At 64.2% G+C, this 25,944-nt stretch carries 22 protein-coding genes and 1 pseudogene; 11 read left to right on the top strand and 12 right to left on the bottom strand.

The features are described from left to right. Positions 1–81: 81 nt before the first annotated feature. Both GL4_RS12640 and trxB read left to right on the top strand, forming a co-directional pair. Positions 82–1,059, top strand: coding sequence for a mitochondrial fission ELM1 family protein (locus GL4_RS12640; RefSeq protein ID WP_045368072.1), 978 nt, complete (start codon positions 82–84; stop codon positions 1,057–1,059). Between the two features lie 73 nt (positions 1,060–1,132). Further along, positions 1,133–2,095, top strand: a complete 963-nt coding sequence (trxB, locus tag GL4_RS12645; RefSeq protein WP_045368074.1) for a thioredoxin-disulfide reductase — start codon at positions 1,133–1,135, stop codon at positions 2,093–2,095. Between the two features lie 16 nt (positions 2,096–2,111). Here trxB and GL4_RS12650 read toward each other — a convergent pair whose 3' ends face one another. After that, positions 2,112–3,812, bottom strand: coding sequence for an OPT family oligopeptide transporter (locus tag GL4_RS12650; protein ID WP_045370100.1), 1,701 nt, complete (start codon positions 3,810–3,812; stop codon positions 2,112–2,114). 290 nt (positions 3,813–4,102) lie between these two features. Between GL4_RS12650 and GL4_RS12655 the strand changes: the two genes are divergently transcribed. The 4 genes from GL4_RS12655 to bufA2 all read left to right on the top strand — a co-directional run bounded on the left by GL4_RS12655 (position 4,103) and on the right by bufA2 (position 6,818). Further along, the gene (locus GL4_RS12655; RefSeq protein WP_045368076.1) at positions 4,103–4,486 is read left to right on the top strand and encodes a phasin family protein; all 384 of its coding nucleotides are present in this window, start codon (positions 4,103–4,105) and stop codon (positions 4,484–4,486) included. Positions 4,487–4,775: 289 nt separating this feature from the next. After that, positions 4,776–5,582 carry a lytic murein transglycosylase gene (locus tag GL4_RS12660; protein WP_045368078.1) on the top strand — a complete coding sequence of 269 codons (807 nt, stop codon included), beginning with the start codon at positions 4,776–4,778 and terminating at the stop codon, positions 5,580–5,582. A gap of 62 nt (positions 5,583–5,644) precedes the next feature. After that, entirely contained in the window at positions 5,645–6,178 is a 534-nt protein-coding gene (locus GL4_RS12665; protein ID WP_052464484.1) for a thermonuclease family protein, read from the top strand. A gap of 382 nt (positions 6,179–6,560) precedes the next feature. Continuing rightward, positions 6,561–6,818 (top strand): BufA2 family periplasmic bufferin-type metallophore, encoded by a 258-nt coding sequence (gene bufA2, locus GL4_RS18290; RefSeq protein ID WP_045368080.1) that lies wholly within the window; start codon positions 6,561–6,563, stop codon positions 6,816–6,818. A 221-nt stretch (positions 6,819–7,039) separates the two neighbouring features. Here bufA2 and GL4_RS16865 read toward each other — a convergent pair whose 3' ends face one another. The 3 genes from GL4_RS16865 to GL4_RS12685 form a co-directional block, all read right to left on the bottom strand. Beyond that, complete coding sequence (locus tag GL4_RS16865; RefSeq protein ID WP_082025654.1) at positions 7,040–9,052, bottom strand: alpha/beta fold hydrolase; 2,013 nt, start codon at positions 9,050–9,052, stop codon at positions 7,040–7,042. 43 nt (positions 9,053–9,095) lie between these two features. Beyond that, complete coding sequence (locus GL4_RS12680; protein WP_045368081.1) at positions 9,096–10,325, bottom strand: pyridoxal-phosphate-dependent aminotransferase family protein; 1,230 nt, start codon at positions 10,323–10,325, stop codon at positions 9,096–9,098. A 163-nt stretch (positions 10,326–10,488) separates the two neighbouring features. Next, positions 10,489–12,537, bottom strand: a complete 2,049-nt coding sequence (locus GL4_RS12685) for an elongation factor G (protein WP_045368082.1) — start codon at positions 12,535–12,537, stop codon at positions 10,489–10,491. Positions 12,538–12,740: 203 nt separating this feature from the next. Between GL4_RS12685 and GL4_RS12690 the strand changes: the two genes are divergently transcribed. Then, positions 12,741–13,292 (top strand): hypothetical protein, encoded by a 552-nt coding sequence (locus GL4_RS12690; RefSeq protein WP_045368083.1) that lies wholly within the window; start codon positions 12,741–12,743, stop codon positions 13,290–13,292. A 10-nt stretch (positions 13,293–13,302) separates the two neighbouring features. On the opposite strand, the gene GL4_RS12695 is transcribed toward GL4_RS12690, so the two are convergent. The 4 genes from GL4_RS12695 to GL4_RS12710 all read right to left on the bottom strand — a co-directional run bounded on the left by GL4_RS12695 (position 13,303) and on the right by GL4_RS12710 (position 16,367). Continuing rightward, positions 13,303–13,716 carry a VOC family protein gene (locus tag GL4_RS12695; RefSeq protein WP_045368084.1) on the bottom strand — a complete coding sequence of 138 codons (414 nt, stop codon included), beginning with the start codon at positions 13,714–13,716 and terminating at the stop codon, positions 13,303–13,305. A gap of 73 nt (positions 13,717–13,789) precedes the next feature. Beyond that, entirely contained in the window at positions 13,790–14,776 is a 987-nt protein-coding gene (locus tag GL4_RS16870; RefSeq protein WP_156137591.1) for an alpha/beta fold hydrolase, read from the bottom strand. Positions 14,777–14,881: 105 nt separating this feature from the next. After that, positions 14,882–15,118, bottom strand: coding sequence for a TOBE domain-containing protein (locus GL4_RS12705; protein WP_082025655.1), 237 nt, complete (start codon positions 15,116–15,118; stop codon positions 14,882–14,884). 46 nt (positions 15,119–15,164) lie between these two features. Beyond that, positions 15,165–16,367 carry a pyridoxal phosphate-dependent aminotransferase gene (locus tag GL4_RS12710; RefSeq protein WP_045368088.1) on the bottom strand — a complete coding sequence of 401 codons (1,203 nt, stop codon included), beginning with the start codon at positions 16,365–16,367 and terminating at the stop codon, positions 15,165–15,167. A 613-nt stretch (positions 16,368–16,980) separates the two neighbouring features. Between GL4_RS12710 and GL4_RS12715 the strand changes: the two genes are divergently transcribed. Then, complete coding sequence (locus tag GL4_RS12715) at positions 16,981–17,643, top strand: DUF1109 domain-containing protein (protein WP_156137593.1); 663 nt, start codon at positions 16,981–16,983, stop codon at positions 17,641–17,643. 92 nt (positions 17,644–17,735) lie between these two features. On the opposite strand, the gene GL4_RS12720 is transcribed toward GL4_RS12715, so the two are convergent. Next, a complete protein-coding gene (locus GL4_RS12720; RefSeq protein ID WP_052464490.1) occupies positions 17,736–18,434 on the bottom strand; it encodes an SRPBCC family protein in 699 nt (232 codons plus the stop codon). On the opposite strand from GL4_RS12720, the gene GL4_RS17775 reads away from it, so the two are divergent. Further along, entirely contained in the window at positions 18,412–18,738 is a 327-nt protein-coding gene (locus tag GL4_RS17775) for a hypothetical protein (protein ID WP_172653255.1), read from the top strand. The two genes, GL4_RS12720 and GL4_RS17775, sit on opposite strands and share 23 nt — an antisense overlap. Before the next feature lie 163 nt (positions 18,739–18,901). Here GL4_RS17775 and GL4_RS18255 read toward each other — a convergent pair whose 3' ends face one another. Together GL4_RS18255 and GL4_RS12730 are read right to left on the bottom strand one after the other, a co-directional pair. Beyond that, entirely contained in the window at positions 18,902–20,053 is a 1,152-nt protein-coding gene (locus GL4_RS18255) for a histone H1-like repetitive region-containing protein (protein WP_082025656.1), read from the bottom strand. Between the two features lie 373 nt (positions 20,054–20,426). After that, entirely contained in the window at positions 20,427–21,227 is an 801-nt protein-coding gene (locus tag GL4_RS12730) for a bestrophin-like domain (protein ID WP_045368092.1), read from the bottom strand. 94 nt (positions 21,228–21,321) lie between these two features. Here GL4_RS12730 and GL4_RS12735 point away from each other — a divergent pair, with 94 nt between their 5' ends. Next, entirely contained in the window at positions 21,322–22,170 is an 849-nt protein-coding gene (locus GL4_RS12735; protein WP_052464493.1) for a formate/nitrite transporter family protein, read from the top strand. 67 nt (positions 22,171–22,237) lie between these two features. Here the strand turns inward: GL4_RS12735 and GL4_RS12740 are convergent, their stop codons facing one another. Beyond that, positions 22,238–22,696 (bottom strand): hypothetical protein, encoded by a 459-nt coding sequence (locus tag GL4_RS12740; RefSeq protein ID WP_156137595.1) that lies wholly within the window; start codon positions 22,694–22,696, stop codon positions 22,238–22,240. Positions 22,697–23,056: 360 nt separating this feature from the next. Here GL4_RS12740 and uvrB point away from each other — a divergent pair. Then, a pseudogene (gene uvrB / locus GL4_RS12745) lies at positions 23,057–25,141 on the top strand (excinuclease ABC subunit UvrB); the annotation flags it as partial. Between the last annotated feature and the right edge of the window lie 803 nt (positions 25,142–25,944).

A 25,944-nucleotide genomic window follows, 5' to 3' on the forward strand; every position in this document is an offset into this window, starting at 1 on the left:
TGCCTCCCACACAACGGAATCGAAAAGAATTTGAGCATTTCCCATTCTGGAAATTCTCGTGAGTAGGATTTAAGGAAGCCCATGCCGGAAACCTGGATCGTCACGGACGGCGCGGTGGGCATGGAGGCACAAGGTATTGCCGTGGCTGAAGCGGTGGGCCTGCCCTATGTCCTGAAGCGCGTGAAGCCCACGGGGCCGATGCAGCTGATTCCGACCCGTTTCCAGCACCTTGTGCCCGCGAAGGGCCGGATTTCAGCCTCGCAGTCGAACACCCCGCTCGCCCCGCCCTGGCCGCGCCTGGTCATCTCGATCGGGCGGCGCAGCGTGCCGCTGGCCCTAGCCATCAAAGAGATCGGCGGCGCCTACGGCGTCCACATCCAGAACCCCAAGGTCCCTGCGCACTTTTTCGACCTCATTGCCGCGCCCCTGCATGACGATTTCGAGGGGCCGAACGTGATCACGACGTTCGGGGCCGTTCATCGGGTGACGGCGGACAAGCTGGCCGAGGCCGGCGCGCGCTACGCGCCGCGCATCGCCGATCTGCCTCACCCCCGCATCACCGTTCTTCTGGGCGGCGAGAGCCGCGCCTTCAGCTTTCCGCCGGAAGCCGGTTCGCGATTTGGGCAAGCGTTGGCAGCGGCCGCCCGCGAGACCGGCGGATCGCTGCTGATCACGCCGTCGCGCCGCACGCGCCCCGACACGCTGCGCGCCGTGGCCGAGGCGGTGAAGGACGTGCCGCACGTCGTTTGGGACGGGAGCGGCGAGAATCCGTATCTCGCCTTTCTGTCGCTGGCGGACGCCATCGTCGTCACCGAGGACTCCGTCAACATGGTCACCGAGGCCACGGGCACCGGCAAACCCGTCTACATTCAGCCCCTGTCCGGCCGCTCCACGCGGCTGGCGCGATTCCACGCCTTGATGCGCGAACGCGGCGCCACAAGGCCCTTCGAAGGCCACGTCGATCCGTTCGACTATGCACCGGTGAACGACACGGAGGCGGTCGCCGCCCCGATCCGCGCGGCGCTCGGTCTTGATTCGACGGGACAAAAGAAGTTGTGAAGCAACTTGGGTTGCAGGAGGGCGCGCAACTGCTTACCTCTCGCACCCAACGCGACAAGGAGAGGCAAAGCCCATGGGTTCCCGCCACGAGAAGCTGATCATCATTGGCGCCGGTCCGGCCGGCTACACCGCGGCCATCTATGCGGCCCGCGCCATGCTGAAGCCGCTCCTGATCGAAGGCATCCAGCCCGGCGGGCAGATGACCATCACCACCGATGTGGAGAACTATCCGGGCTTCGCCGATGTGATCCAGGGGCCCTGGCTGATGGAGCAGATGCGGGCGCAAGCCGAGCATGTCGGCACGGAGATTATTTCCGACACCGTCGTCGAGGCGGATATCTCCCAGCGTCCCTTTCGGCTGAAAGGCGACAGCGGCGAGGAGTACACGGCCGACGCGCTGATCATCGCCACAGGTGCGAAAGCGCGCTGGCTCGGCCTCCCCTCCGAGGACAAGTTCCAGGGCTTCGGCGTTTCGGCCTGCGCCACGTGCGACGGCTTCTTCTATCGCGGCAAGAACGTCATCGTCGTCGGCGGCGGCAATACGGCCGTGGAGGAAGCGCTCTATCTCGCCAACTTGGCGGACAAGGTGACGCTCGTGCATCGCCGCGATGAGCTGCGCGCCGAGAAGATCCTGCAGGAGCGCCTGTTCAAGAACCCGAAGATCGAGGTGATCTGGGACCACAATCTCGTCGAGGTGATCGGCGCGGACGATCCGCTTGGCGTCACCCATGCCAAGCTTGCGCACACCAAGACGGGTGATGAGACGACGATGGAGATCGACGGCATCTTCATCGCCATTGGGCACTCGCCCCAAACCGAGCTGTTCAAGGGTCAATTGGAGCTGAAGTCCGGCGGCTATATCCAGACCGCGCCTGGCTCCACAACCACCAGCGTGGACGGTGTGTTCGCAGCCGGCGACGTCACCGACGATGTGTACCGCCAGGCGGTGACGGCGGCCGGGATGGGCTGCATGGCCGCGCTGGATGTGGAGCGGTATCTCGCCAGCGTCGAGGCCCACGCCGAAGCCGCCGAGTGACGGTCCTCGAGCGTCCTTAGAACCACACCGACGCGACGCCGAACAGGCTCTCGCCCGCCACTAGCCCCGCGGCCACGCTCAAGAGGAAGCGCGTGGCCCAGCGGGGCGCGGATTTGTGCGCGATGGCGGCGAGGCCCGCGCCCGCGAACAGCATCAGCGACGTGCTTGCCGGGATCACGAACGCGAGGCCCAGCGCGGCCCCGCTCGGCACGAAGACCAGGCGTTTGGGATCGAGCCGGCGCTCCAGCAGCGCCAGCACCACGCCGAGCACCCCGCCGACGGCCATGGCCCATAGCGCGGACGGCGCGATCCCGCCAAGCCCGTCGCTGAGGGCCTCGGCCACGGCTTTCCAAACGGCGACGGCGGGCGCCGGCCATTCCGGCGTGAAGAGCTGCGTGGCCGGGTCCGGGATCAGCATGAGGTAGACGAGGCTGCTGACGATGCTGCCGACGACGACCCCCGCGCACTGGGCCACGACCTGACGCGTGGGATGCGCGCCGACCTCGTGGCCCGCGCGGAAATCGTTCAGGAGGTCCGCCGACTGCCCCGCCGACCCGCCGGCCACATTGGCGGTCATGAGATTGGTGATGGGCTGACCCGGCGCCATCACCCCGAACGTCAGCTGCGAAACCTTGCCGATCGCCCCGATGGGCGCGACCGACGTCTCCCCGACCACGCGCGCCGCCACCGTGGCCAGCACGAAGGCCACGGGGATGGACGCAAGCGCCATGGTCCAGTGCACATCGAACAGGATGACTTGCAGCACGATGGCAAGCGCCGCCGCGGCGGTAAACCCGGCGATCTGAAGCCGGCCGGTACTGGACCGCTGTCGGCCCGCGCGCCCGTGCCGGCCGTGCTTCGACGCCGCGAACAGCGAGGCGGCGAAGCTGGTGAGACTGGCCGCCACCATCACGGCGACGCCGGGCCACAGGAGCCAGCCGACCAGCGGCTCGAACCAGCTCACTTGGCTTGCCGAAACCTGAACGATGCCGTGATCGATCAAGGCGGGCCCGATCAGCCCCCAAGCGAGGAGCGCGCCGATCAGCAAGCCTAGCCCCGCCCGCAAGCCGATGATGCCGCCGAAGCCCAGCAGCAGCAGCGACGGGTCGAACACGAAGGTCAGCTTGGAGGCGGTCAGGGAGGGCCCCACCCTCGGGATCTGCCACACCAGCTTGTCGAGCACGTTGAACAGGACGGCCCCAACAAGAGACGACATCAGAACCTTGACACGCGACATCGCCTCGTCCGCATGGGCGAACATGTCCCGCATGGTTTGCGCCGCCGCCATGCCGGCGGGAAACACGAGGTCCGACTGCTCGATCATGCGCGGCCGCAGGAACCAGCCGATCCAGACGCCGAGGAAGCTCACTGAGAACACCCAGACGATGAGAGGCAGCCAGGGCAGGTTCTCGCCCGTCATCGCAGCGAGTGCCGGGATGGGCGCGACGAGACCGCTCGAGGTGATGGCGGCGGCGGCCGAGGCCGTGGTTTGATTGATATTGCTTTCGAGCATGCCCCAAGCGGGGCGCCGCAGAAGCCGCGTCACAGGCGCCCAGAACGCGAAGGCGAGCAGCAAGGCGGTGATCGACATGTTGAAAGCCCAGCCGATCTTCAGCCCTGAATAAACGTTGCAGGGGGCCAGCAGGGCGCCGAGGATCAGGCCGGTGGCCAGCGCCCTTGGCGTAAGCTCCCTCGGCGCAAGCTCTCTTGGCGTCATCCCCCGCTGTGAGGGAACGGCATCCGCCTTGGCTGACGAACCCGCCGTCGAGCTGTCGTGAATCCCCGCCATTACTTCAGCTAACTGCCACGATCGGATCGCCGCACCAAGCGAGAACTGGCCCGGAAGGCCCCAAAAGCGCGATTTTCGGGCCTTTGGCTGGATGGCCCGGCAAGCGTTCCTTAAGGCCCGTGCCGTAGCTTTCGTGGCCTAATATGCTGTATTCTATCTCCTGTATCGCGTTGGGCTCAGGGCCCTTTGAAGAAGAGAGCCGAGCTGAAAGGGAACCCATGAATAAGAAGCAAATGTTCGAATTTCCAACAGACATGCGTGACTTGGCCGAGAAGAACGTCGAGCAAGCGCGCGTGGCTTATGGCCAGTTCATGGAGTTCATGAGCCAAGCGATGAACGCCTGGTCCGCCTCCGGCGTGCCAGAGGCGAAGAATTTCAAAACCATCCAGGAACGTGCGATCGGCTTCGCCAAGGAAAACGCCGAGCGCTCGTTTGCGCTGGCGAGCGACATGGCCAAGGCCCACGATCTGCAGGAAGTCATGACGCTGCAGAGCCGCTACGTGCAAACGCAGATGCAGACCTTCGGCATCCAGGCCCAGCAATTGTCGTGGCTCATGGCCGATGCGCTGCAGAACATGCAGTCGGGACGCACGAAGCGTTAGAGCGGCAACCAACGCAGCCGACGGCGCGGATGGGTCACCCACAACCCAAGGGTCCTACGTGCATGGCGCAATGGCCATGCGCGCGCTTTCGTGTGCGCAGGATTACGCGCACGAGACATCAAGCGCCGATTGCCAACCTGCGAATCCTCACGCTACAACGGCTGCCACGGGGAACGGAGCTTTGCTTGATAGGCTCGAGCGAAACGAGAACGCTCTGGCCGGAGGACACTCAAGGACGGTGGCTCGGGACGGCTCTCGCCCGGGGCGTCGTGAACGATGGAAGGCCCTGATGGCGTATACCCGACTGATCGCGCTCGCGAGCGCTCTGCTTGTTCTGGCCACTGCCCCGGCGCTCGCCGCGCGCTGCGGCAACAATGCTTCCGGTTTCGAAAGCTGGAAGCGCTCTTTTGCACAGGAAGCCAAGGCCAACGGCATCGGCCAGCGCGGAATCAATGCGCTGATGGGCACCCAATACGCCTACGGCACCATCAAGGCCGACCGCGGCCAGCACAGCTTCAAGCTCTCGCTGGACCAGTTCATGAAGAAGCGCGGCGCCTCCGCCATCGCCTCGCAAGGCAAGCGCTACAAGGCGTCGAACGCGGCCCTCTTCAATGCGATCGAACGCCAATATGGCGTTCCGCCCGGACCGTTGCTCGCGATCTGGGGCATGGAGACGGGCTTTGGCCGCTATATGGGCCGGCAGAACACGCTCTCGGCCGTCGCCACCCTCGCCTACGACTGCCGGCGTCCCCAGTTTTTCACGCCGCATCTCTACGCCGCCCTGCAGCTTATCGACCGCGGCGCCTTGAGCCCGAGCCAGGTCGGCGCCATGCATGGCGAGGTGGGCCACACCCAGTTCCTGCCGCGCAACGTCCTGCTCTACGGCGTCGACGGCAGCGGTGACGGGCGTGTCGATCTCAACAACAAGGCCGACGCACTGGCCTCGACCGCCAACTTCCTGCGCGGTCACGGTTGGCGCCCCGGTGCCGGTTATCAGCCCGGCCAGCCAAACTATCGAGCCATCCAGGGCTGGAACGCGGCAGGCGTCTATCAGCAAACGATTGCGATTGTCGGCGCCCAGATCGATGGCCGCTAATGGCCCGGAAGACGACCTCCAAATCCCGGAGTAGCACGTCGACTCGCCGGCGCCCAACGCGGATGACGCGGCAAACGCTCATCAACCAGTTGGGGCGGGCCATCGCCCTGCTGCTCGTGCTGGGGCTGGTGCTGCTGCTCAACCGCTATTGCGGGATGGAGACCGAAGAGATCGGTCCGGGCGCGAAGCTCGTTGCCGTCGACGGCGACTCGCTGCGGGCCGGCAGCGGTGAGGAATACCGCATCTTCGCCATCGACGCGCCGGAGCTCCACCAGACCTGCACCGACGCCAACGGCAAGGAGTGGGACTGCGGCCGCGCCGCGAAAACCGAACTCGCCAAACTCATCAAGCGCGGCGACGTGTCGTGCGTCGAGAAGGCGACCGACAAATACGGCCGCAACGTCGCCCAGTGCCGGGCCAAGGGCGTGCCGGATATCGGCGAGACCATGGTGCGGGAAGGCTACGCGATCGATCTCGGCCGGCAGACGGGCTACGCCTACGCCGGCGCCGAAAGCGAGGCCCGCGCGGCCGGCAAAGGCATCTGGGCCGGAACCTTCCAGCGCCCCGGCGAATGGCGCGAGCAAAACCCGCGTTAAGATTGAACGCGCCAGCACGGCGGCAGCACTGCGGCCACCACTGTCATCGATTTCACGACCGAAGTTGCCTTCCGGTCGGCGCGCGACGAGCTTCGTCGCAGCGCAAGAGCGCCAGTGTTCGGTCTTTCGCCACCCGCGTGAAGCCGTAGAACGTGTTCACCGAAGGCAGTCTCCACGCCCTCGCCGTTGCTCAGGGGCGGCGCCAGCCCCGCATAATCGCGCGCTCGAAGAGTGCGCCGCATTACACGCTCGGTAACGCGCCATCGCCGAAATGTGACAGGGTTTGAGGCGAGTCTCGTCTCAAGCGCTGGTAGCGTTCTCGCGCGCACCAGACCAACGAGGTGCGCTAGGAAGAAACCCCAACGAAACCTGGAGTGCAAACATGAAGCTGAATGGAAAATCCGGCGCAGCGATCGCCGGAGCAGCAGCCGTATTGGTGCTTACCGCTACGGCTCCGTTGACGCCTGCCGCTGCCGCCGCCGACGTTCAATGCTTCGGGCTCAATTCCTGTAAGGGCCAGGGCCAATGCAAAACGTCAGCGAATTCGTGCAAAGGCCAGAATAGCTGCAAGGGCAAAGGCTTTATCATGATGGACAAAGCCAGCTGCCTGTCCCAGGGCGGAAGCTTGAGCCTCGGCTAAGCCTTCCGTGAGCCGAGACTTCTCGACCTCAAGGTCTGGAGTCTCGGCTCACTCTATCCTTCAATGTCCTGCGCGGATATCTACGCGGCCTTGGCGTAGCAGGACTTCAGCTGGTTCATGACCTGAGCCTTGTCGAACTCGGCGCCCATGACCGGAATGGCGCCAGCAGAACCCGCGCATCAACTGACCTTTCGTCGCTTGCTCTGATCGAACCTCGGCGCCTAAGGCGTAGCGGGCTTTTGTTCCGTGAACGTCCAATATCGGCCGCTATCGGTCGTCACTGGTGCAAGCCGCGAGCGCTTGTCCGGGCGTTTGCCTTCGAGAATGAGATCGCGCAGATCGCCGAGCACCGTGTCCGAGTCCCCGTAATAGCCGTGCCCCACGAAGTCGGTCCGAATGGCGCTGGCATCGATCGTGTCGACACCCGGCGCAATGATCACGCCATCGGCCGTGTCGCCCGCGCGCGGATAGCCGGCAAAGGTCTTTGAGGCCAGCAGCGCATAGTCGCCTGATGAGGCATACAGCGTCGTCTTGCCCTCCCCTGCCAGGATCTTCGGCGCGATGTCGCGCTTGAACGTGTCCGCGTCGATATCGGGCGCCGCAAGGATGATCTCGTCGAACTTGTCGCGGATACTCGGGTCTTCCAGCACGAGCTCCTTCAGCGCGCCGGTCAGGACACGCGTCCCCATGCTGTGGGCGATGAGATAGATGTGCTCCGCGCCGGACTGCGCGACGAAGTCCTTCAGGAAGTTCTTGAAGTCGAGCCGCGCCCACTCGGCGTTCGTCTCGTCCACCTTGTACGAGGCGTAGCTCGCTTGCGATGGCCAGCTATAGAGCACCGGCGCGCCACCGAAGCCGAGGTCGTAGGTCATCTGCGCCGTGCGCCGCACGGCATCGACAAAGGCCACGTTGTAGCCATGCACGAAGACGAAGGCGGACTTGCGGTCCGAACTCTTCACGCGGGCCACGACGTCTTCGAAGAATTTTTCCTTGTCGACCTCGTCCACCGAAAGCAGGACCACGAACTGTTCCGGGTCGTTGCACCATTCGAGCCGCCAGATCGACGGGGTTTCGACGACGCCGACCTTGTGTTGGGGCGGGATGCTGACCTCCGCGACGCCGAACGTCAGCGGTCCCCTGTCGCCGCCATAGACGGAGGCCGGATCGGTCTTGCCGGTGTTCTTGCGATCTGTGGCGTAGAAGACCTTTACCACCGCGTAAGAGGTCTCCTGGCGCAAATAGGCATAGCGATGCTTCTTCTTGCCTTCGAGCTTGCGGGCGGCGGCAAACGTCTTCTCCGCTTCCTTGGTGCGGCCCGCAGCCATGTAGATCCCAGCCAGCGCCTCCATCGTCGCGATGGACTTTTCGTTGCGTGCGCCGTACGCGGCTTGCCGGATGGACAGCGCGCGCTTCATCGAGCGCACCGCGTCCTTGTAGCGCTTGGCGCTCTGATAGAGATAGGCAAGCTGCTCGGCACTATCGGCCACCTCGACGCTGCGCGGGCCGAACGCGGCGACGCGGATCGCGAGAGCCTTCTTCAGCAGCGCCTCGGCCTTGCCGAAATCGCCCTGCTGCTGGTAGACGAACGCGGCTTCGAGCAGCGCCGGCACCAGTCCCGGCTGATCGGCGCCATATCGTTCCTTGGCCAGCGCCACATAGTGGTCCGCCAGCCGGGCGGCTTTCGCGTCCTTGCCCTTCGCCTGAAGCTCCTGAATTTCGGCCGGCAGCGCCTCGAGCATGCCGCGCCCAACCGCCTTCGCGCGGATGGCCTCCACGCGGACGAGAAGCGGCTCGGCGTCCGCAGCCCGGTCCTGCTGCTGGTAGACGCCGGCGAGATTGTTCAGGCTGGTCGCAACGAGCGGATGGTCTGGCCCGTAGGCCTTCTCGCGGATCGCAAGAGCCTGCTTGAGCAGGGGCTCGGCGTCGGCATAGCGCTGTTGTTGGCTGTAGACCCAGCCGAGCCAGGTGAGCGCCGTGGCGTATTCGGGACTGTCCTTGCCGGTCTCGGCGCCGGCCTCCGCCACATAGCGCTGCGCCAGGGCCTCTGCCGCGTTCATCTTGGCGCGTGCCGCAAGCGCGGGAATTTCGCGGCTGATCTCGGAAAAGTCTTCAGGCTCTTCCGCTTGCGCGCGGATGCCTGGAACGAAGAGGAAGGAAAGCGCGATCAGCGCCACGGCCAAGGGCACGGGCGCTGATCGCAGTGTTCTAACAATCCGGCGGCCTTGCGAAGCCATTCAACTCTCCCGACCGGGAAGAGGATCGCCGGGCTGATCCGTCTTACGCGGCCTTCGCGTAGTAGGACTTCAGCTGGTTCATCACCTGAGCCTTGTCGAACTCGGCGCCCATGGCGAGCATGGCGTCGGCGAAACGGCTGACGATCTCGGTGATCTGCTCAGGCGAAAGCTGGTTGAGGATACCGATACGGACCTGAACCGGCTCGGACAGGGTCGGCCAGATGCCGAAGCCCTGCGCGCGTGCGCCCTGGACCAGCTCCTTCTCGCGGCCGGCCAGCTTGCCTGGCAGGTTCAGCACCACAAGGCTCGGCATGTTCGACGTGACCTCGCAGCCCATGGCCTCGACGGCCTGGCGCAGCGCGGCTTCGTGATACTTGTAGTCCGACGCCTTGCGGGCGCGGCCATAGCCCAGAATGATGCGGAGCGCCTCGTGGAACGCGGCGATCGCATAACCAGAGTGCGTCTGGTGGTAGACCGGCGCATCGACGTCCTTGCCGTCGATGATGCCCCAGTGCCGTGCATCCAGGATCGGATGATGGACATAGGTGCGGCAACCCCGCTTCTTGACCACCTCGATCGCCTTGTCGGTGAAGCTCACCGGCGCGTAGGTCAGCGGCAGGGACAGCACGCCCTTCTGCGGACAGGAGGCCCAGGCCACGACTCCCGGATAGTCGTCGATATTGAAGTCGCCGACGCCAAGGCTCGAGACGGCATCGACCATGCCCATGACACCATGCTTCACGCAGGCATCCGAGAAGCCCTTGAGGTCGTTCACGCGGCCCGAACCCGTTTCCCAGTGCGCCATGAAGGCCCACATCGGCTTGTGCTCGGCGAGGGCCTTGTCGATGGTCTCGGCGGAAATGGACTGGCCGTGCGGCGTGTCGATGATCGTCACGCTGGCCGGCTTCGGATCGAGCGAGTTCTCGGCGAGCTCCTCATCGGTGGCGGCCTTCATGCGAATGGTCAGGCCGTCGATGCTGGAAAAGGTGCCGTTGACGAAGGCCACGACCTTGTCACCGGGAAGGATTAGGCTGTGCATGCAATCGAGACCGTCCCAGCCCGTGCCGGCGACGCCGAAGGTGTAGACATTCTTGGTGCCCCACAGTTCGCGGAGCATCAGCTTCGCCTCCTTCATGCCGCGGAGAACGTCCGCCTGCATGTGGTCGGCGACGCCGGTCTTGGCAAACGCCTCGAGCACGCGCGGATCCGTGTTGCCGGGCCCGGGGCCTGCGGCAAGGGTCTCCGGGATTACGAGCGCTGGAAATACAGTCATGGGATTACCCTCTGGAAGCTAACTGACATCGTACGAAAGTATAAGGCACCATCGTCTACCGGTATGGGAGACGCGGGGCAAGGCCCGGGGCCAAAATTTGGTAGCTCCAACCCTACCAGACGGCCCAGAACGAATCACCCCGCCCACCCTTGATTGAGCGCGATCAGGCGGCCTGATCGCGCCGGTGGGACAGGACCTGATCGGCCGCTTTGCCCACCAATTCGGCCAAATGATCGTGCCGGGCCTGGAACGTCCCCACGCCCGCCGTCGCCGACCGCAATTCCACGATCAGGGTCTGGATTTCGGCTTCGGGGATATGGGCTTGGACCACGTCCCAGCCCGGCCAGCCCGGTCGGGCGTCGAAGCCGAGAATCTGGCCGCGGTGCGAGGAGACGATGGAGTTGACCCGGGGGGTCGCCTCCGACGGCACCGCGATCTCCACGGCCATGATCGGCTCCAACAGCACCGGCTGGCACTGCGGCATCCCTTCGGCCATCGCCAGCCGGCCGGCCTGGCGGAACGCCATGTCCGAGCTGTCGACCGAGTGGTAGGAGCCGTCGACCAGGCACACCGCCACATCCACCACCTGGAAGCCGAGAGGCCCCGTGTTCAGATAGTCGCGCACGCCATGTTCGACGGACGGGATGTAGTTCTTCGGCACCACGCCGCCGGTAATGGTCTCGGAGAAGGTGAACCCGCTCCCGCGCGGTAGCGGCTTGATATCGAGCACCACATCGCCGAACTGGCCGTGGCCGCCCGACTGCTTCTTGTGGCGTCCGCGCACCTGTGTCGGCTTGCGGATCGACTCCTTGTAAGGGACCTCCCGCGGATAGGTGGAAGCCGCGGCCCCGTATTTGCGGATGAGGCGCTCCAGGGCGACGCGCAAGTGCATCTCCCCCTGCCCCCACAGGATCATCTGGCCCATGTCTTGATCGTGGGCGACGGAGATCGACGGATCCTCCTCGACGATCTTGGCAAGACCCGTGGTCAGCTTCACCTCGTCCTTCTTCTCCTTGGCGACCAGCGCCAAGCCGAAAACGGGCTCGGGCATCGCGGCCCGTTCGATCGAGGGGACCGCATTCTTGTCGGTCGACAAGGTGTCACCGGATTGCACGCTCTCGAGCCGCCCGAAGGCGACCGTATCGCCCGGCTTGCCGGGACCGCGCTTGACCGGCTCTTGCCCCAAGACGTCGAAGGTGCCGGCGATACGCTCCTCGGCCTCGCCGCCGAAGACCGCGTCCCCGTCAGCGAACGTGCCGGCGAATATCCGCGCCAGCGACAGCTTGCCCGCATGGGCCGTATGGATGGTCTTCATCACGTACGCGCAGGACGCGGCATCCGCGACGCCCAAACGCGCGGCCGCGACCTCGACGAACGGCGCCTCGTGGCGAAGGGCCTTGAGAAGCCGGGCAATGCCGTTGCCGTTCTCCGCCGAGCCCAGCAGCACGGGACAGATCACGCCTTCACGCAGGTCCTCGGCCAAGTCGTCGAAGATCTTGTCGCGCGGCGGCGGCACGTCCTCGAGAAGCTGCTCCATCAGCTCGTCGTCGTAATCGGCAAGCTGCTCGAGCATCGAGAAGCGCGCCTCCTGCTCCCGGTCGGTGAGAGCGTCGGGGATGTCGACCACCTTGGACGGCGCGTGCTCGCGATAGACGTGGGCGCGCTCCAGGGCGAGATCGATGAAGCCCGTCACGATGCCGCTCTCCCAGATCGGCACCTGCCGCAGCACCAGCGGCACGGTCGACGCGGGCTGCAGCATCGGCACGATGTCGCGCACGCGCGTCTCGGCCTTGTCGATCTTGTTCAAGAACAGGAGGTGCGGGATGCCCCGGTCCTCGAGTTGCTTCAGGATGAGCTGCAAGGCGGGCACCTTCTTCTCGTCCGGCTCGCACACCACGACCGCCGCGTCGCAGGCGCCAAGCACATTGGCGGCATCGGCCTGGAACTCGATCGAGCCCGGACAGTCGAGAAATGTGAATGTGTCACCGAGAAATTCGACCGTGGCGGCGTTGAGCTCGACGCTCATGCCGTGATGTCGGGCTTCCTCCGAGGCGTCTCCGACCGTGTTGCCGGCGGTCGCCGTACCCTGCCTGTTAATGGCGCCGGTCCGCGCCAGAATGGCTTCTAGAAGTGTTGTCTTACCGCTGAGATAGGGGCCAACCAGTGCGATGCAGCGGGCGCTGCGGGCTGGTTGGCCCTGCGCTTGGCCCATATCTTCCTCCCTTGGCAAAACGCGCCAGGTGGGCCGATTTTTTCCGGCCCTTCGTCCTTACGCGAGCCTTTACGACACCATCGTGACAAGGGAAATCGGGTCTGGCAAGAGCCCCGTCTTCAACCCCGGGAAACGGCCCCTCGCCCCTTCTGATCCGCTAGCTGAGACAGTATGGTGTCGCCGAAAGCTGCCGGGAGTTCCTCATGCGTCTTGCCACCGCCTTCGTACTGTTGAGTGTTCTTTGGTTGTCGCCCGTTTCGACCGGCCAGGACCGGGCCGCGGCCTTCTCCGCGCCGTCCCAGCCGGGCACGACGCTTGTCCAACGGGCGAAGATCGTGTGCGGCGACACGCCGGAAGGATATCGCTGCCGCAGCGAAGGCGGCGCCATCCGGCGCGGGAAGATGCCCGATATTCCGGACACCGGCCAACCGAGCGCGCCGAGCGGCGGCTCGTCCGGCGGCTTGTGGGGCGGCGGCGGACTGTGGGGCGGCGGATCGCTCTGGGGCGGCAACAAGAACGAAGCCCCGGCAGCCGCGCCATCCACCGGCGGAGCGGGCAGCGCCGCGGCAGGCGGCTGTCCTCCGAGTTCCGAAATGCTCGGCGGTCACTGCATCCCCTACAAACAAACCTGCAGCCGGGGGCTGGCCGCGAACGCCGCGCCGCAATCCTGCCGCAGCGCGCAGGAGAAGCTTGTCTGCGATTTCCGCGCCGACGGGCTGAAGGACTGCTGCTGCCGCATCTACAGCCAGAACTGACGGACCGCGCTTACTCGGAGGCCGCGTGCGGTCCGAGCGGCTGCCCGTACGAGAACTCGACGATGTAGCCGGTGGGGTCCTTGACCCCGCAAAGATACCCGGTGGGCGGCGCGTACTCGCGCGGCTCCCAGTGCAGACAGCCTTCGTCCCGGGCAAGAGCGGCAATCCGGTCCACCTCTTCTCGCGTCGCGACGCCGAATCCGTAATGGGTCATGTCGCCCTCGTCCTGCTCACGCATGGCGCCGCCGCCGAGGAGAACGAGAACGAACCGGTCGCCCGCGCCCGGGCTCGCCAGCCAGACCACGCGCTTGTCGTCCTCCCCGTGCTCCTTGACGATCTCCATGGCGCAGTAACGCGCATAGAAGTCGATGGACTTTTCGAGGTCGGCCGCCTGAAGGGCGCAATGTGTAAACGCTACCGTCATCGGACCCTCATTGGATCACAGACTGGGGGCATGGCGTAGGCTTCAAACGCCCGTAGTTTAAGACAGCGCGATGTCACAGATCGATGGTGCCGTAGACATCGATATCATTGGAGCCGTCGGGTTGCGTGGGGCCGCTCGCAGTGCGCTTCCGGCGCGGCGGCTTTGTCCGGATCCTGTCGAGGATGCGCTCGAACGAGCCGAACAGCCAGTAGTGTCCCATGCCCTCGATGACCTCGAGCCGGCAATTTGGCAGAACGTCCTCGAGACGATACGCCGCCTCGGGCGGCACGATCGTGTCTTCACTCCCCTGCCAAATCGTAACCGGTGTCTCCAGCTTGTGCAGGTTCAAGCTCCAAGGACGGCAGTAGAGGCGCAGATCCTGGACCGCCCCCTCGACCGAACGGCTCAGACCTTCACGCATGCTAGTGCCCAGGGAGTGGCGGAGACCGTACCGATCCAAAATGGCGCGATCCGTCTCGGTCGCGTACTGGGTCACCAGATATTCGGCGCTGTGCGGGAACCAGGAGACCATCGAACGCACGCCCTCAAAGTAGACGCGCGCCGCTGCCTCGGAATGCCCCAGATAGGAGAAGATGAAGTGCTGCAGGCTGGTCATGGAGACGCGCTCGGCATCGGCAACGAGGCCGACCGGAGAAATCAGGGCGACCTGCTGGATCCGGTCTCGCATCAGGAGCGCCGCCGCCAAGGCATGGGGACCGCCGCCGGAGAAACCGACCAGGAAGAAGCGGTTGATGCCCAGACCGTTCACCAAGGCTTGGATATCGTAGGCCGTATCCTTGAGGGTTGCGTGGTAATGCGGATCCGATAGGCCATAGCCGGCCCGGTCGAGCGCAACAATTCTGAACCCCATTTTGCGCGCAACGGAGTCCGTGCTTTCGAATAGCATCCGCGACCCCGGCGTGCCGTGCAGCACAACGACCGGCAGCCCCTCGGGCGCTCCGTACTCCGCAAATCCGATGCGACGTCCCTTTTCCAGCCGCAGCACACATGCCGTGCGGTCAACAACAGTATGGGGTTCGTCCAAGACGCGCTGGTCCATGACCTTACGGTGTTCGATGTTGACTGGAACTTGGATGCAATGGCTCTGCAGGGTGCGCGGCTCCAAAGGGCCGCAGCCGTCGAAGGCACGGTTGGGCACCCAGCGCTATTCGCAACCGATCATGATGTCGACGGGGTTGACGATCAACGTGACCGCCTTGCCCTCGTAGAGCTTGAGCGTTTCGAGGGACGCGATCGTCACGCTGACTTCAACCAACGTATCGCCGGCAATCTGCACGTAAACGATGGCCGTCACGGCCCCTTTGCGGATCTCCATGATCTTACCCGCGAACTGGTTCGCGGTACTGAGCTTGGAGAACTTCATCCCCGGTTCGTCTGACATCGCCCCCACCTCTTCAGTCGTTATTGGTTTTGTTAGCGTCGCGCGCTCACGAGAGACTAGCGCAGAAGCGCTGAATACGCATGCACGCCTCTTTCAGCGCCTCGATCCCGGTCGCATAGGAAATACGGAAGAAGGGCGACAGACCGAAGGCCTCGCCATGCACGACGGCAACGCCCTCCTCCTGCAGAAGCAGTTCGGCGAAGTCGCCGTCGTTGTTGATCACATCGCCCTTCGGGGTCTTCTTGCCGATCGTGCCTGCGCACGAGGGATAGACATAGAACGCACCCTCGGGCGTCGCACAGGTGATGCCTTCGGCCTCGTTGAGCATGGACACGACGAGATCCCGGCGCTCCTGGAACGCCTTGACCCAATCGGTCAGGAAGTCCTGGGGCCCGCGCAGGGCCTCGACGGCCGCCCACTGGCTGATCGAACACGGGTTCGACGTGGACTGCGACTGCAGCTTACCGATGGCCTTGATGAGCGCGGCCGGGCCGCCGGCGTAGCCGATACGCCAGCCCGTCATCGAGTAGGCCTTGGACACGCCGTTCAGCGTCAAGGTGCGATCCTTGAGCTTGGGCTCGACCTGCGCCGGCGTCGAAAATTCGAAGCCGTCATAGACGAGATGCTCGTAGATGTCGTCGGACAGGATCCAAACACGCTCGTGACGCAGCAGCACATCGGTGAGAGCCTTGACCTCATCGCGCGTGTAGGCCGATCCGGTCGGGTTCGACGGGGAATTGAAGATGAACCACTTGGTCTTGGGCGTGATCGCCTTTTCCAGGGCCTCGGGCGTCAGCTTGAACCCGTCTTCGAGCCTTGTATCGACGACGACAGGCTCGGCGCCGGCCAGCAGCACGATATCGGGATAGCTCACCCAATACGGCGCCGGAATCACGACCTCATCGCCGGGATCGAGCGTGGCCAAAAGCGCATTATAGAGGACGTGCTTGCCGCCGCTGCCGACGGTCACTTCCGCGGGCTGGTATTCCAGGCCGTTCTCGCGCGCGAACTTCTCGCAGATCGCCTGCTTCAGTTCCGGGATGCCGTCGACGGCCGTGTACTTCGTTTCGCCCCGGTTGATGGCCTCGATCGCGGCCGCCTTGATGTTGTCCGGCGTGTCGAAATCGGGCTCGCCGGCGCCGAGGCCGATGACGTCGAAACCGGCGGCCTTCATCTCACGAGCCTTGTTCGTGATGGCCATTGTCGGTGAGGGCTTGACCCGTTCAAGCGTGCGGGAAACCAGTCCCATGAAGTGCTCCTGATGATTTCAGAGGGCTGCAAAAGCGCAGTCGCTGCGGAAAAATCTGGGCAACCCTATGCGTGCGCCTGTTCTGTCGCAAGTGCATTGCACCATAGATTTTCGGAAGCCTCGACTGTGGGGAACAAACGGCCCGGGCAGGGTTTCAGATGAGCGCCGATCGCAAGCAGCAGCGTGCGCAAACCGGCGAATATCGCCCCGGCGGAGCTCACGCTTGCGTGTGGTAAACGGGCGATGCTCGTTCCGCATCAGGCGTATCGCGCGCAGCGGACCCACACAATGTCATTTAAATACAATAACTTAACTGAAGGCAGGCTGCAGCAACCCTCCTGTCACACTTGCATACCGGGCCGTGGGCACCCGGTCCTCACGGCCGTCACGCCCATCAGCCCTCTTTCGGAGGCCCAAGTCTGTGGTAATGTTGCCGACCATGCGGGAATCGGCCCAGCCTGGGGCCGGAGAAAGTGACGGGACCCTTGGGAATGCTAGAAGCCTTGGCACTATGCGTTTTTCTGCTGGCAACGCTGGGCGTTGTTGCGCGGCAATTGCGGCCGCAGCCCGCGCGCGTCAAGGCTGCGCCGCGGCGGAGCCGGAGGAGCCTCTGATGCAGAGACTGACCCTGAAGCCGTCCTCTCCGCCCGCACCGCGCCGGCGCATCGCCGCGAAGACGTGCCTGGCCGCATCCGCCGCCCTGGTGGCGATGTTCGCGGCATCGGGCGTTCGCGACGTCTTTCCCGCCATGAACCAAGACGGTTTCGCACAATCCTTGCGTCAAAGCGCCTGGACCAAGGCCCTGTCCGATGAATCGGCTGCCGAGGCGTGGCCATGGCAGAACGTTTCGCAGAACATGTCGGCGTTGCCGTCGGCGAAAGTGCGCCGGCTGGGACTGAGCGCGGCCTTGCGCGACATGACGGAAACGCCGATCGAGCCTGTCGCGGCCCGCGACTCCAGCCCGTCTCTGACCAGCCAGAAGCCCATCCCTCGCTCTACGCAGGGCGACGTGGCGCTCGGTGATGTCGGTTCCGGCACGGTTGCCATCGGCGACAGCATCACCTTTACGGCGAACGACGGGGCGACCTGCGTCTATCGCGTCACCGGCCGTCCGGTTGTGGATCCGCACCTCGGGTCCCGCCAGGCCGAAGGCGCCAGGGACGAAGCCGGATTGTTCGAGTGCAGCCCGCTCGACACCTTCATCATGCGCGCAACGCAAGGGGCCCAGAAGGCTGCACCTGAGGCGCACCCGCTCGAGCACCAGCGCAAACTTTAGGTCTCTGACGGCAAATAGGCTTTAGCGCGCGCGGCGACGGTAGACTCCGGTCCGCGCGGCATTCAGTGCTGCCCGGCACATTGCTCGGAACCTTAGGGCTGCTGCGTGGGAGCCTCGGCGGCAGGAGCCTCGGCCGCCGGAGCATCGGGAGCCGGCGTCTGTTCCGGCACCACCGATTCACCGCCTTCAGGCGTTCCGGCCGCGGGGGTCTCCACCGGCGCCACCGGCACGACGGGCGCGGTCTGCGGGCTTGCTTGCGCCCTTGTGGACTCGACTGTCTGCTTCAGCTTCTCCAGGCCGTCTTCGTAGACCTCGCCGATATAGCCGTCGAGCATCAAGCCCTTCCAGCGCTTGATTGGGCTGGAGCCGGATTCGAATTCAAACGACCAGGTGACCTTGGATCCGGCGCCATCGGGCACGAGCTCAAAATTGCTCGTCCCCTGCACGCCTTTCACATCCGCAGCCAGCGTCAGGCTGTGGGGCGGGTCCGATTCGACGATCTGCATGCTGCCGTCGCCCACGGCGGCGACATCGCTATCCCACTGCACCTTTGCGCCATTGCCCTCGGGCGGACCCGAATAGGTCATCTTGATATTCTCGTCCTTGACCGCCCACGGCGCCCATTCCTCCTGTCGGCGCAGATTGTTCAAGTAGGGATAGATCACGTATTCGGGTGCGTTGATGACGACCGACCGCGTGGCGGTGACATAAGCCGGGAGTCCGAGCGCGACCGCCGAAAGAATCAGAACAAGTACACCAAGCCCAAGGATGAGCCGCATCATCGGCGCCATACCTACATCTCCTGTATTCCCGGCGATGAACCCTGCAAACGGCCGCCACTGTGGCGCGAGCGCCACGGTTCCGCGCTCGCAAAGTCACAGAAAACGATTACAGTTTCAACGTCAACATGAGGGAGGGTTTGACATGAATCTATCTGCGCCAACGACCATGGTCTTCGTCATCTCGATCGTTTTGGCGATTTTGGCGGTGCTCAGCACATTTATGCCGCTGCCGATTATCGGCGAGTACAAGTTTTGGGTCGCGATTGCGGCCTACGTGATCCTCGCCATCGGCAATATTTTCAGGGGCGTATAGGTTTCGATCCCGCGCGGCTGGGCCTTGCGGCGGGCAAAGACCGGCCGCGCACGTGCCCCCTTGGGATGCCGCAACGGCTTGAGAGCGCACGAAACGCGAGGGCGCACAAAATAAGAAGGGCCAGCATCGCTGCTGGCCCTTCGTGTTTTCATCCACAGCCGCTCTAGTCGTCGTCCCGCGCCCACGAAGGCCGGTAGGGCATCGGCGTGGGCGTTGGCCCCGGCGTGCTTCCAGGCATTGGTGGCCGCGGAGGCTGATAGCCGGGTATTGCGCTTCCGGGGCTCACGTGCCGCGGAGGCGTACCGCCGGCGCCTGGCGACGACGGACGTGCCGGCGACGGCGAGGGCTGAGCCAATGGCGGCCGTTGTGCCGGCTGGGCCACAGGCGGCCTTGGCGCCGGAGACGCGACAGGCTTTGGCGTGGGTGCCACGGTCTTCGGCTCGACCTTCTTCGTCTCGACCTTCTTCGGGGCGGCCTTCTTCGGGGCGGCCTTTTTCGGGGCGGCTTTCTTCGCAGCCGCCTTTTTCGGCGCCGCTTTCTTCGCGACCGTTTTCTTCTTGGCGACGGTCTTCTTGGCCGCCGTCTTCCGGGCCGCTGTCTTTTTCTTCGCAGCCGACTTCTTTACCGCCGGCTTCCTGGCTGCAGTCTTCTTCTTGGCAGCTGTTCTTTTCTTAGCTGGCGCTTTTCGGGCAGACGCCTTTCGCGCCGATTTCTTGGCTGCGGATTTCTTCGCCGCAGACTTCCGAGCCGTGCCCCGCCGGGCCGCGCTCTTCCGAGCCGTCGACTTGCGAGCGGTGGACTTGCGCGCAGCAGACTTGCGGGCCGTGGATTTGCGGGCCGTCGATTTCCGCGCCGCTGTCTTGCGAGCAGCTGTCTTGCGGGCGGGGCTTCTGCGGGCCGCTGTCTTCCGAGCCGCACTCTTACGTGCCGTCGACTTCCGTGCGGTCTTCCGCGCTGCGGTTTTGCGAGCCGCAGTCTTGCGCGCGGGGCTCTTCCGGGCCGCCGTCTTCCGAGCCGCACTCTTACGTGCCGTCGACTTCCGAGCGGTCTTCCGTGCTGCCGTCTTACGAGCAGCGGTCTTGCGCGCCGGGCTTTTCCGAGCCGCCGTCTTCCGGGCCGTGCTCTTCCGCGCCGTCGATTTGCGCGCCGTCTTACGAGCGGCAGTCTTACGCGCGGTCGTCTTGCGGGCAGCCGTCTTCCGGGCTGCCGTCTTGCGCGCGGCCGGCCGACGCGCCGCCGTTCGCCGTGCCGCCGTCCGGCGGGCTGGTGTCTTCTTACTCGCTGTACGTTTCTTCCCAGTTGTTCTCGTAGCCATTGGTTTGCTCCGATGCTGTTTGGTGTCGCTCAGCGACCCGTTCACGAGGACGCGTACTCCAGATTACGCTTCACTAGTGCTCCAGGCTTGCCGCACCACATGGCAAGTGAACTCTTTTTATTTGGTATACGCACATATAATGCGCATTGTGGCAATTCAACAGATCACACCGTTGAACTGCAACACGCGAATCTTTCACAGCGCGCTTCACAATACAGCCGTTCGTGCCTCACGGTCATCAACCGATTCGCCTTGTCCGTAGAAAGCGCCGCGTTCTTATTGCAGTGCGGGACGTCCTCAAAACCCCTGCGCCGACCGGTTGAACCGTACACGGCTTTTCCTGCGCACGCTCCAACCGGCGCACGCCATGGCCTTAGTTCATCTGCAGCAATGCGTCGGCGAACGGCCCTTTTGAAATGTGCGGATCGCCCGTGAACGGAAAGTCGAAGGCGATCCCGAGAAACAGCGTCAACGCCAGCAGCGCCGACAACGACGCAGTCATGAGCACCTGGGCATACAGATTGTACGAGGCAAAAAACGCGGGATAGCCGACCGTGATCATGCCGCCCACGATAAGCACGAACCAGAGCACCCCCGGCACCGAACCGTTCGCGCTGTCCAGCCGTTCGTTGCGGTTGTCCGTGATCAGCGTAAGCAGGTTGATCGCCTGCTGGAACAGCACCTGCTCCTTACGGCTCGAGGGTTCCAGATCGAGTATCGCCTGATTGAGCGCTACGAGGTTGCGGCCAACGACCTCGCTTCGTCCGCCGAGGGCCATGGAATCCCACGAATTGTCGTAGACGCTCTTCGTGTACCGCAGAACGGCCTCACGGACATTGCTGCCCTCGTCCGGCAACGCCAACGCGACGTGATACAGGTCGATGGCGGCTTTGGCCTCGTCCCGGACCGAGTCCTCGGTATGGCTGTAATCCTCCCAGACCGCGATCACGACGAAAGCGAGCAGCACGGCATACAAAACGCCGACCACGGCGTATTTGAAGCCCGCGACCTCGTTGTTCTCCTTCAGGCGGTCCGCACCGTACCGATACCGCGTGAGGAGCATCAGGCCGACCGCATAGCCGACCACGACGACAGTCACGACAACCCCAATCACCCACAGGGGCGTGTCGCGCATCAAGCTGAGAAAGGCGATCGGGGGAGCGTCGTCTACCATGAGGCGGCAATCCTGGCGTCGGCAGTGTTGGGCGCGTCTGGCGATGTCCGCTAGACTTCGGCGGCACGCAAAGCGATTCGGGACACAGAAACCTATGGCCGAAAAAGGTTCAAGCTCAAACGAACCCAAGCCGCAAGAAGGACTGACACGCCGGGAGAGCAAGGAGGCGAAGGAACGCCGCCGCCTTCGCGCCGCCGTGGTGTACGAGATCATACGCCTGGAAGGCGAAGCGGAACTGTCTCGCAGGTTCGCTGCGCTGTGGTGGTCGGCTCTCGCCGCCGGCCTGTCGATCGGCTTTTCCGTGCTGTCCCAAGCGCTGCTTGAAGCGTATCTGCAGCCCTTCCCCAGCGCAGCGATCATCGCCGATTTCGGTTACTGCGTCGGCTTCCTGATCGTGATCCTGGCCCGGCAGCAGCTCTTCACCGAGAACACGCTGACCGCAGTCCTACCCGTCATGGTGCGAAAGGATTGGAGCGCCGTGTGGGACGTTCTTCGCCTGTGGGCCATCGTCCTTGGCGGCAATTTGGTCGGCTGCTTCCTATTCGCCGCCTTCCTTGCCTATTCGGGCGCGTTCTCCGACACGACGCAACACGCGATCACCGAGATCGGACGGCATCTGATGGCCAACAGCCCGACGGAAATGTTCATGAAGGGCATTGTGGCCGGCTGGCTGATCGCCGCGCTCGTGTGGATGCTGCCCTCCGCCGAAGGGACCGAGATATTCATCATCACCCTGATCACCTACATCATCGCGCTCGGCGATTTCACCCACATCATCGCCGGCTCGGTAGAGGCGATCTATATGGTCCTCATCGGCGAGACCAGCGTTTGGCAAGCGTTCGGCGGCTTCTTCATACCAACGCTGCTGGGCAACGTGGCGGGCGGCACCGTCCTCTTCGCCATGATCAGCTACGCGCAGGTCCGTCAGGAGCTGGAGGGCTAGAACTGCGGCCGACTTCCGCCAATTCTCGAACGGGCTCCTGTCGGGATAACGCTGTCCAACGAACGCGTCAGAGTTCGTAGCTGTACGTCGCGCATGGGTCGGATTCGGCCGTCGGCGCGTCTTCGCCCGTGAAGACCCCCAATACCATCTCATCGCCTTTCGGATTGGGGGCGATCATCACATAGGTCACGGGCTGGCCGGGCATGCCGCAGAGCTTGTTGCCATTGAGAAGTTCCGGATCGGCGGGGCTCTCGAGCTTGTAGATTTCCCCATCGCCACCCGAACCGCTAGCGAACACGGCCCAAGGCGCCGGCGCATTGGCCACGGCGGTCATCGTCAGCGCGGTACCGTTGGCGAACGTTAGGCTGTTGGGGAGATACACCACGTCTCCCGTGATGGACTCTGCCGTGTTGCTGGTGGCGTGCCAGGTCACGGGCTCGCCCGGCGCGGGCTGCTCCTTCGCAACAGACGGAGCACACAGGGCCAAAACGGCGACTCCGGCCAACAAGTACGTCCGACGCGTCATCTGAAGCACCTTTCTCATGAGTTCCACGCCCTCACTGTGTGCACATCCTGCCCAAGAAACCATGAAGACAATCATCAGAACTGGCATGGCGACGCACCGCGACGAGCGCGCTTCACGGCGCACCTAGGCCCCGTCCGAAGAGCGACCTCTCGCCCCTAGCCAACGCCCGTCCCGGTCGCCATATTCGCGAGCATGCCTCCTCGCCCACCCAAGACTTTCGGATCCCGCGCTGAGCCTCGTGCCGTCACCGGCGAAGCCGCCGGCATGCCCCTGTCCGGCGACCGGCGCGAGCCCGGTTTCGGCGAAGCGCCCCAGCCCCTGATCCAGGACCATCCGCTCGTGACAGGCGCGGCCATGGCCTTCACGCCTCATCGGCCCGCGCGCCCGAAGAAATCCGAAGGCGGCATCGAGCTCAAACTCCAGACGGAGATGGAGCCGAAAGGCGATCAGCCCCAGGCCATCGCCGAACTGGTGGCCCAGGCCAACGCCCAAGAGCGCGACCAGGTGCTGCTCGGGGTCACCGGCTCTGGCAAGACCTTCACCATGGCCCAGGTCATCGCGCGCACCCAGCGCCCCGCCCTCATTCTGGCGCCCAACAAGACGCTGGCCGCCCAGCTCTACGGCGAGTTCAAGAGCTTCTTCCCGGACAACGCGGTGGAGTATTTCGTCTCCTATTACGACTACTACCAGCCGGAAGCCTATATCCCGCGCACGGACACCTATATCGAGAAGGACTCGTCCATCAACGAGCAGATCGACCGCATGCGCCATGCGGCCACGCGCGCGGTCATGGAGCGGGACGACGTGGTGATCGTCGCCAGCGTGTCCTGCATCTACGGTATCGGCTCGGTCGAGACCTACACGGCCATGACGTTCAGCCTGAAACGCGGCGACCGCATCGAGCAGCGGCAGCTGATGGCCGACCTCGTGGCGCTGCAATACCGGCGCAACGACGTGAACTTCGCGCGCGGGTCGTTCCGCGTGCGCGGCGACACGATCGAGCTGTGGCCGGCCCATCTGGACGACCGGGCGTGGCGTATCTCGCTGTTCGGCGACGAGATCGAGTCCATCGTGGAATTCGATCCCCTGACCGGCGCCAAGACCGACGAATTCGCCATCGTAAAGATCTACGCGAACTCGCACTACGTGACGCCCAAGCCCACGCTGAAACAGGCGGTGCGCGGCATCAAGGAGGAGCTCAAACAGCGCCTGAACGAGTTGAACGGCGCCGGGCGGCTCTTGGAGGCACAGCGCCTGGAGCAGCGCACCCTGTTCGATCTGGAGATGATCGAGGCGACGGGTTCGTGCGCGGGCATCGAGAATTATTCGCGCTACCTCACCGGACGCAAACCCGGCGAGCCACCCCCGACCCTGTTCGAATACCTGCCCGACAACGCGCTCGTCTTCGTGGACGAGAGCCATGTCACCGTGCCTCAGATCGGGGCCATGTTCCGGGGCGACTACAAGCGCAAGTCTACGCTCGCCGAATACGGCTTCCGCCTGCCCTCCTGCATGGACAATCGTCCCTTGCGGTTCGAGGAGTGGGACGCCATGCGTCCGCAGACGATCTATGTCTCGGCCACGCCTGGCGGCTGGGAGCTGGATCAGACCGGCGGCGTATTCGCCGAGCAGGTCATCCGGCCCACGGGACTTGTCGACCCGCCGGTCGAGATCCGCCCCGCCACCACGCAGGTCGACGACCTCATCGACGAGACCCGCAAAGTGGTGGCCGCCGGCTATCGCGTGCTCGTCACCACACTGACGAAACGCATGGCAGAGGACCTGACCGAGTACATGCACGAGCAGGGCCTGCGTGTCCGCTACATGCATTCGGACGTGGAAACGCTGGAGCGCATCGAGATCATCCGCGATCTTCGGCTCGGCGCCTTCGACGTGCTGATCGGCATCAACCTGCTGCGCGAAGGGCTAGACATTCCCGAATGTGCGCTCGTCGCCATTCTGGATGCGGACAAGGAGGGCTTCCTGCGTTCCGAGACGTCGCTCGTGCAGACCATCGGCCGCGCCGCCCGTAACGTGGACGGCAAGGTGATCCTTTACGCGGACGGCATGACCGGTTCCATGGAGCGCGCCATCGCCGAGACCACGCGGCGGCGCGAGAAGCAGGTGGCCTGGAACGAGGCCAACGGCATCACGCCGGAAAGCGTGAAGAAGAACATCGGCGACATCCTGCAAAGCGTGTACGAGCGCGACCACGTACTGGTGGACGCGGGCGCCGGCTTCGCGGAGGACGGCCAGACGCCGATCGGCGGCACGGTCGGCCACAATATCGAAAGCGTCATCGAGGACATGGAGAAGCGCATGCGCGCTGCCGCCGCCGATCTCGAATTCGAAGAGGCCGCGCGCCTCCGCGACGAGGTCAAGCGCTTGCGCCAGATGGAGCTCGCCATTGCCAACGATCCGCTCGCGCGGCAATCGGAATTGGAACGCTCCGCGTCGTCGGTCGACGTCTCCCGCCCGCACAAGCCGAGCCTCGACGAGATGGGACCGCACAATCGCGAGATCCCGCTGCGGAAGCCCAAACCCCGCTCCCGCTCCGGCAAACCGGGCACGCGGACATTCAAAACAAACCGGACTTAGGCGTTTTCTGACAGACGTCGGAACTTCCAGAGGCCTGCACTTGATCCAACGCAAGGCCGGCGCCTGTCCACCGCGCTAGAATTCGTCCTGGGTGGAAAGATCGACCGCGCTTTACGTCTCCTGCCGCATGTCCTGGGAGTTCCGCGAACGCTTCCCGAGGACATGGATCTTTCAACCCCGCTCCTCGTGGCACAAGCGAGGGGCAGCCTATCGACCCGGAAGCCTGGCGTTCGCGCCGGGCTTCTCGGTTATTTGGGACAACGAAAAGCGCGAATACCAGCCGTTCCAAACCGAGCCGCCCTTTAACGCTTTCTCAAGCCTATGAAGCGAAAGTGGTTGCGTACCGATTTGAGTACGCAACGCGTAGAGGGAATCAGTTATGCGCACCATCATCGCACTTGCGGTCATTTCCGCGACACTCGCTCTGGGCGGGTGCTTCCACATGCATCAGTCTGCCGTCGTCACGGAGCTTCCTCCTGCCCCGGTGCCGTACAAGTAGTCCGATGTCGTCATAAGCTTTTCCGGTTTCGCCTCCCCCCGTCCGCGCCCTCCGATGCGGACACGTCCCCGAGACCGGAAAGCGATAGTTTTGCGTCGAAAAGCTCGGCCTTCGCGCCGGGCTTTTTCGCGTGCGTGACCTCGCGAAGCGG

Source organism: Methyloceanibacter caenitepidi (assembly GCF_000828475.1).
In the GTDB taxonomy this organism is placed as follows: Bacteria; Pseudomonadota; Alphaproteobacteria; order Rhizobiales; family Methyloligellaceae; genus Methyloceanibacter; species Methyloceanibacter caenitepidi.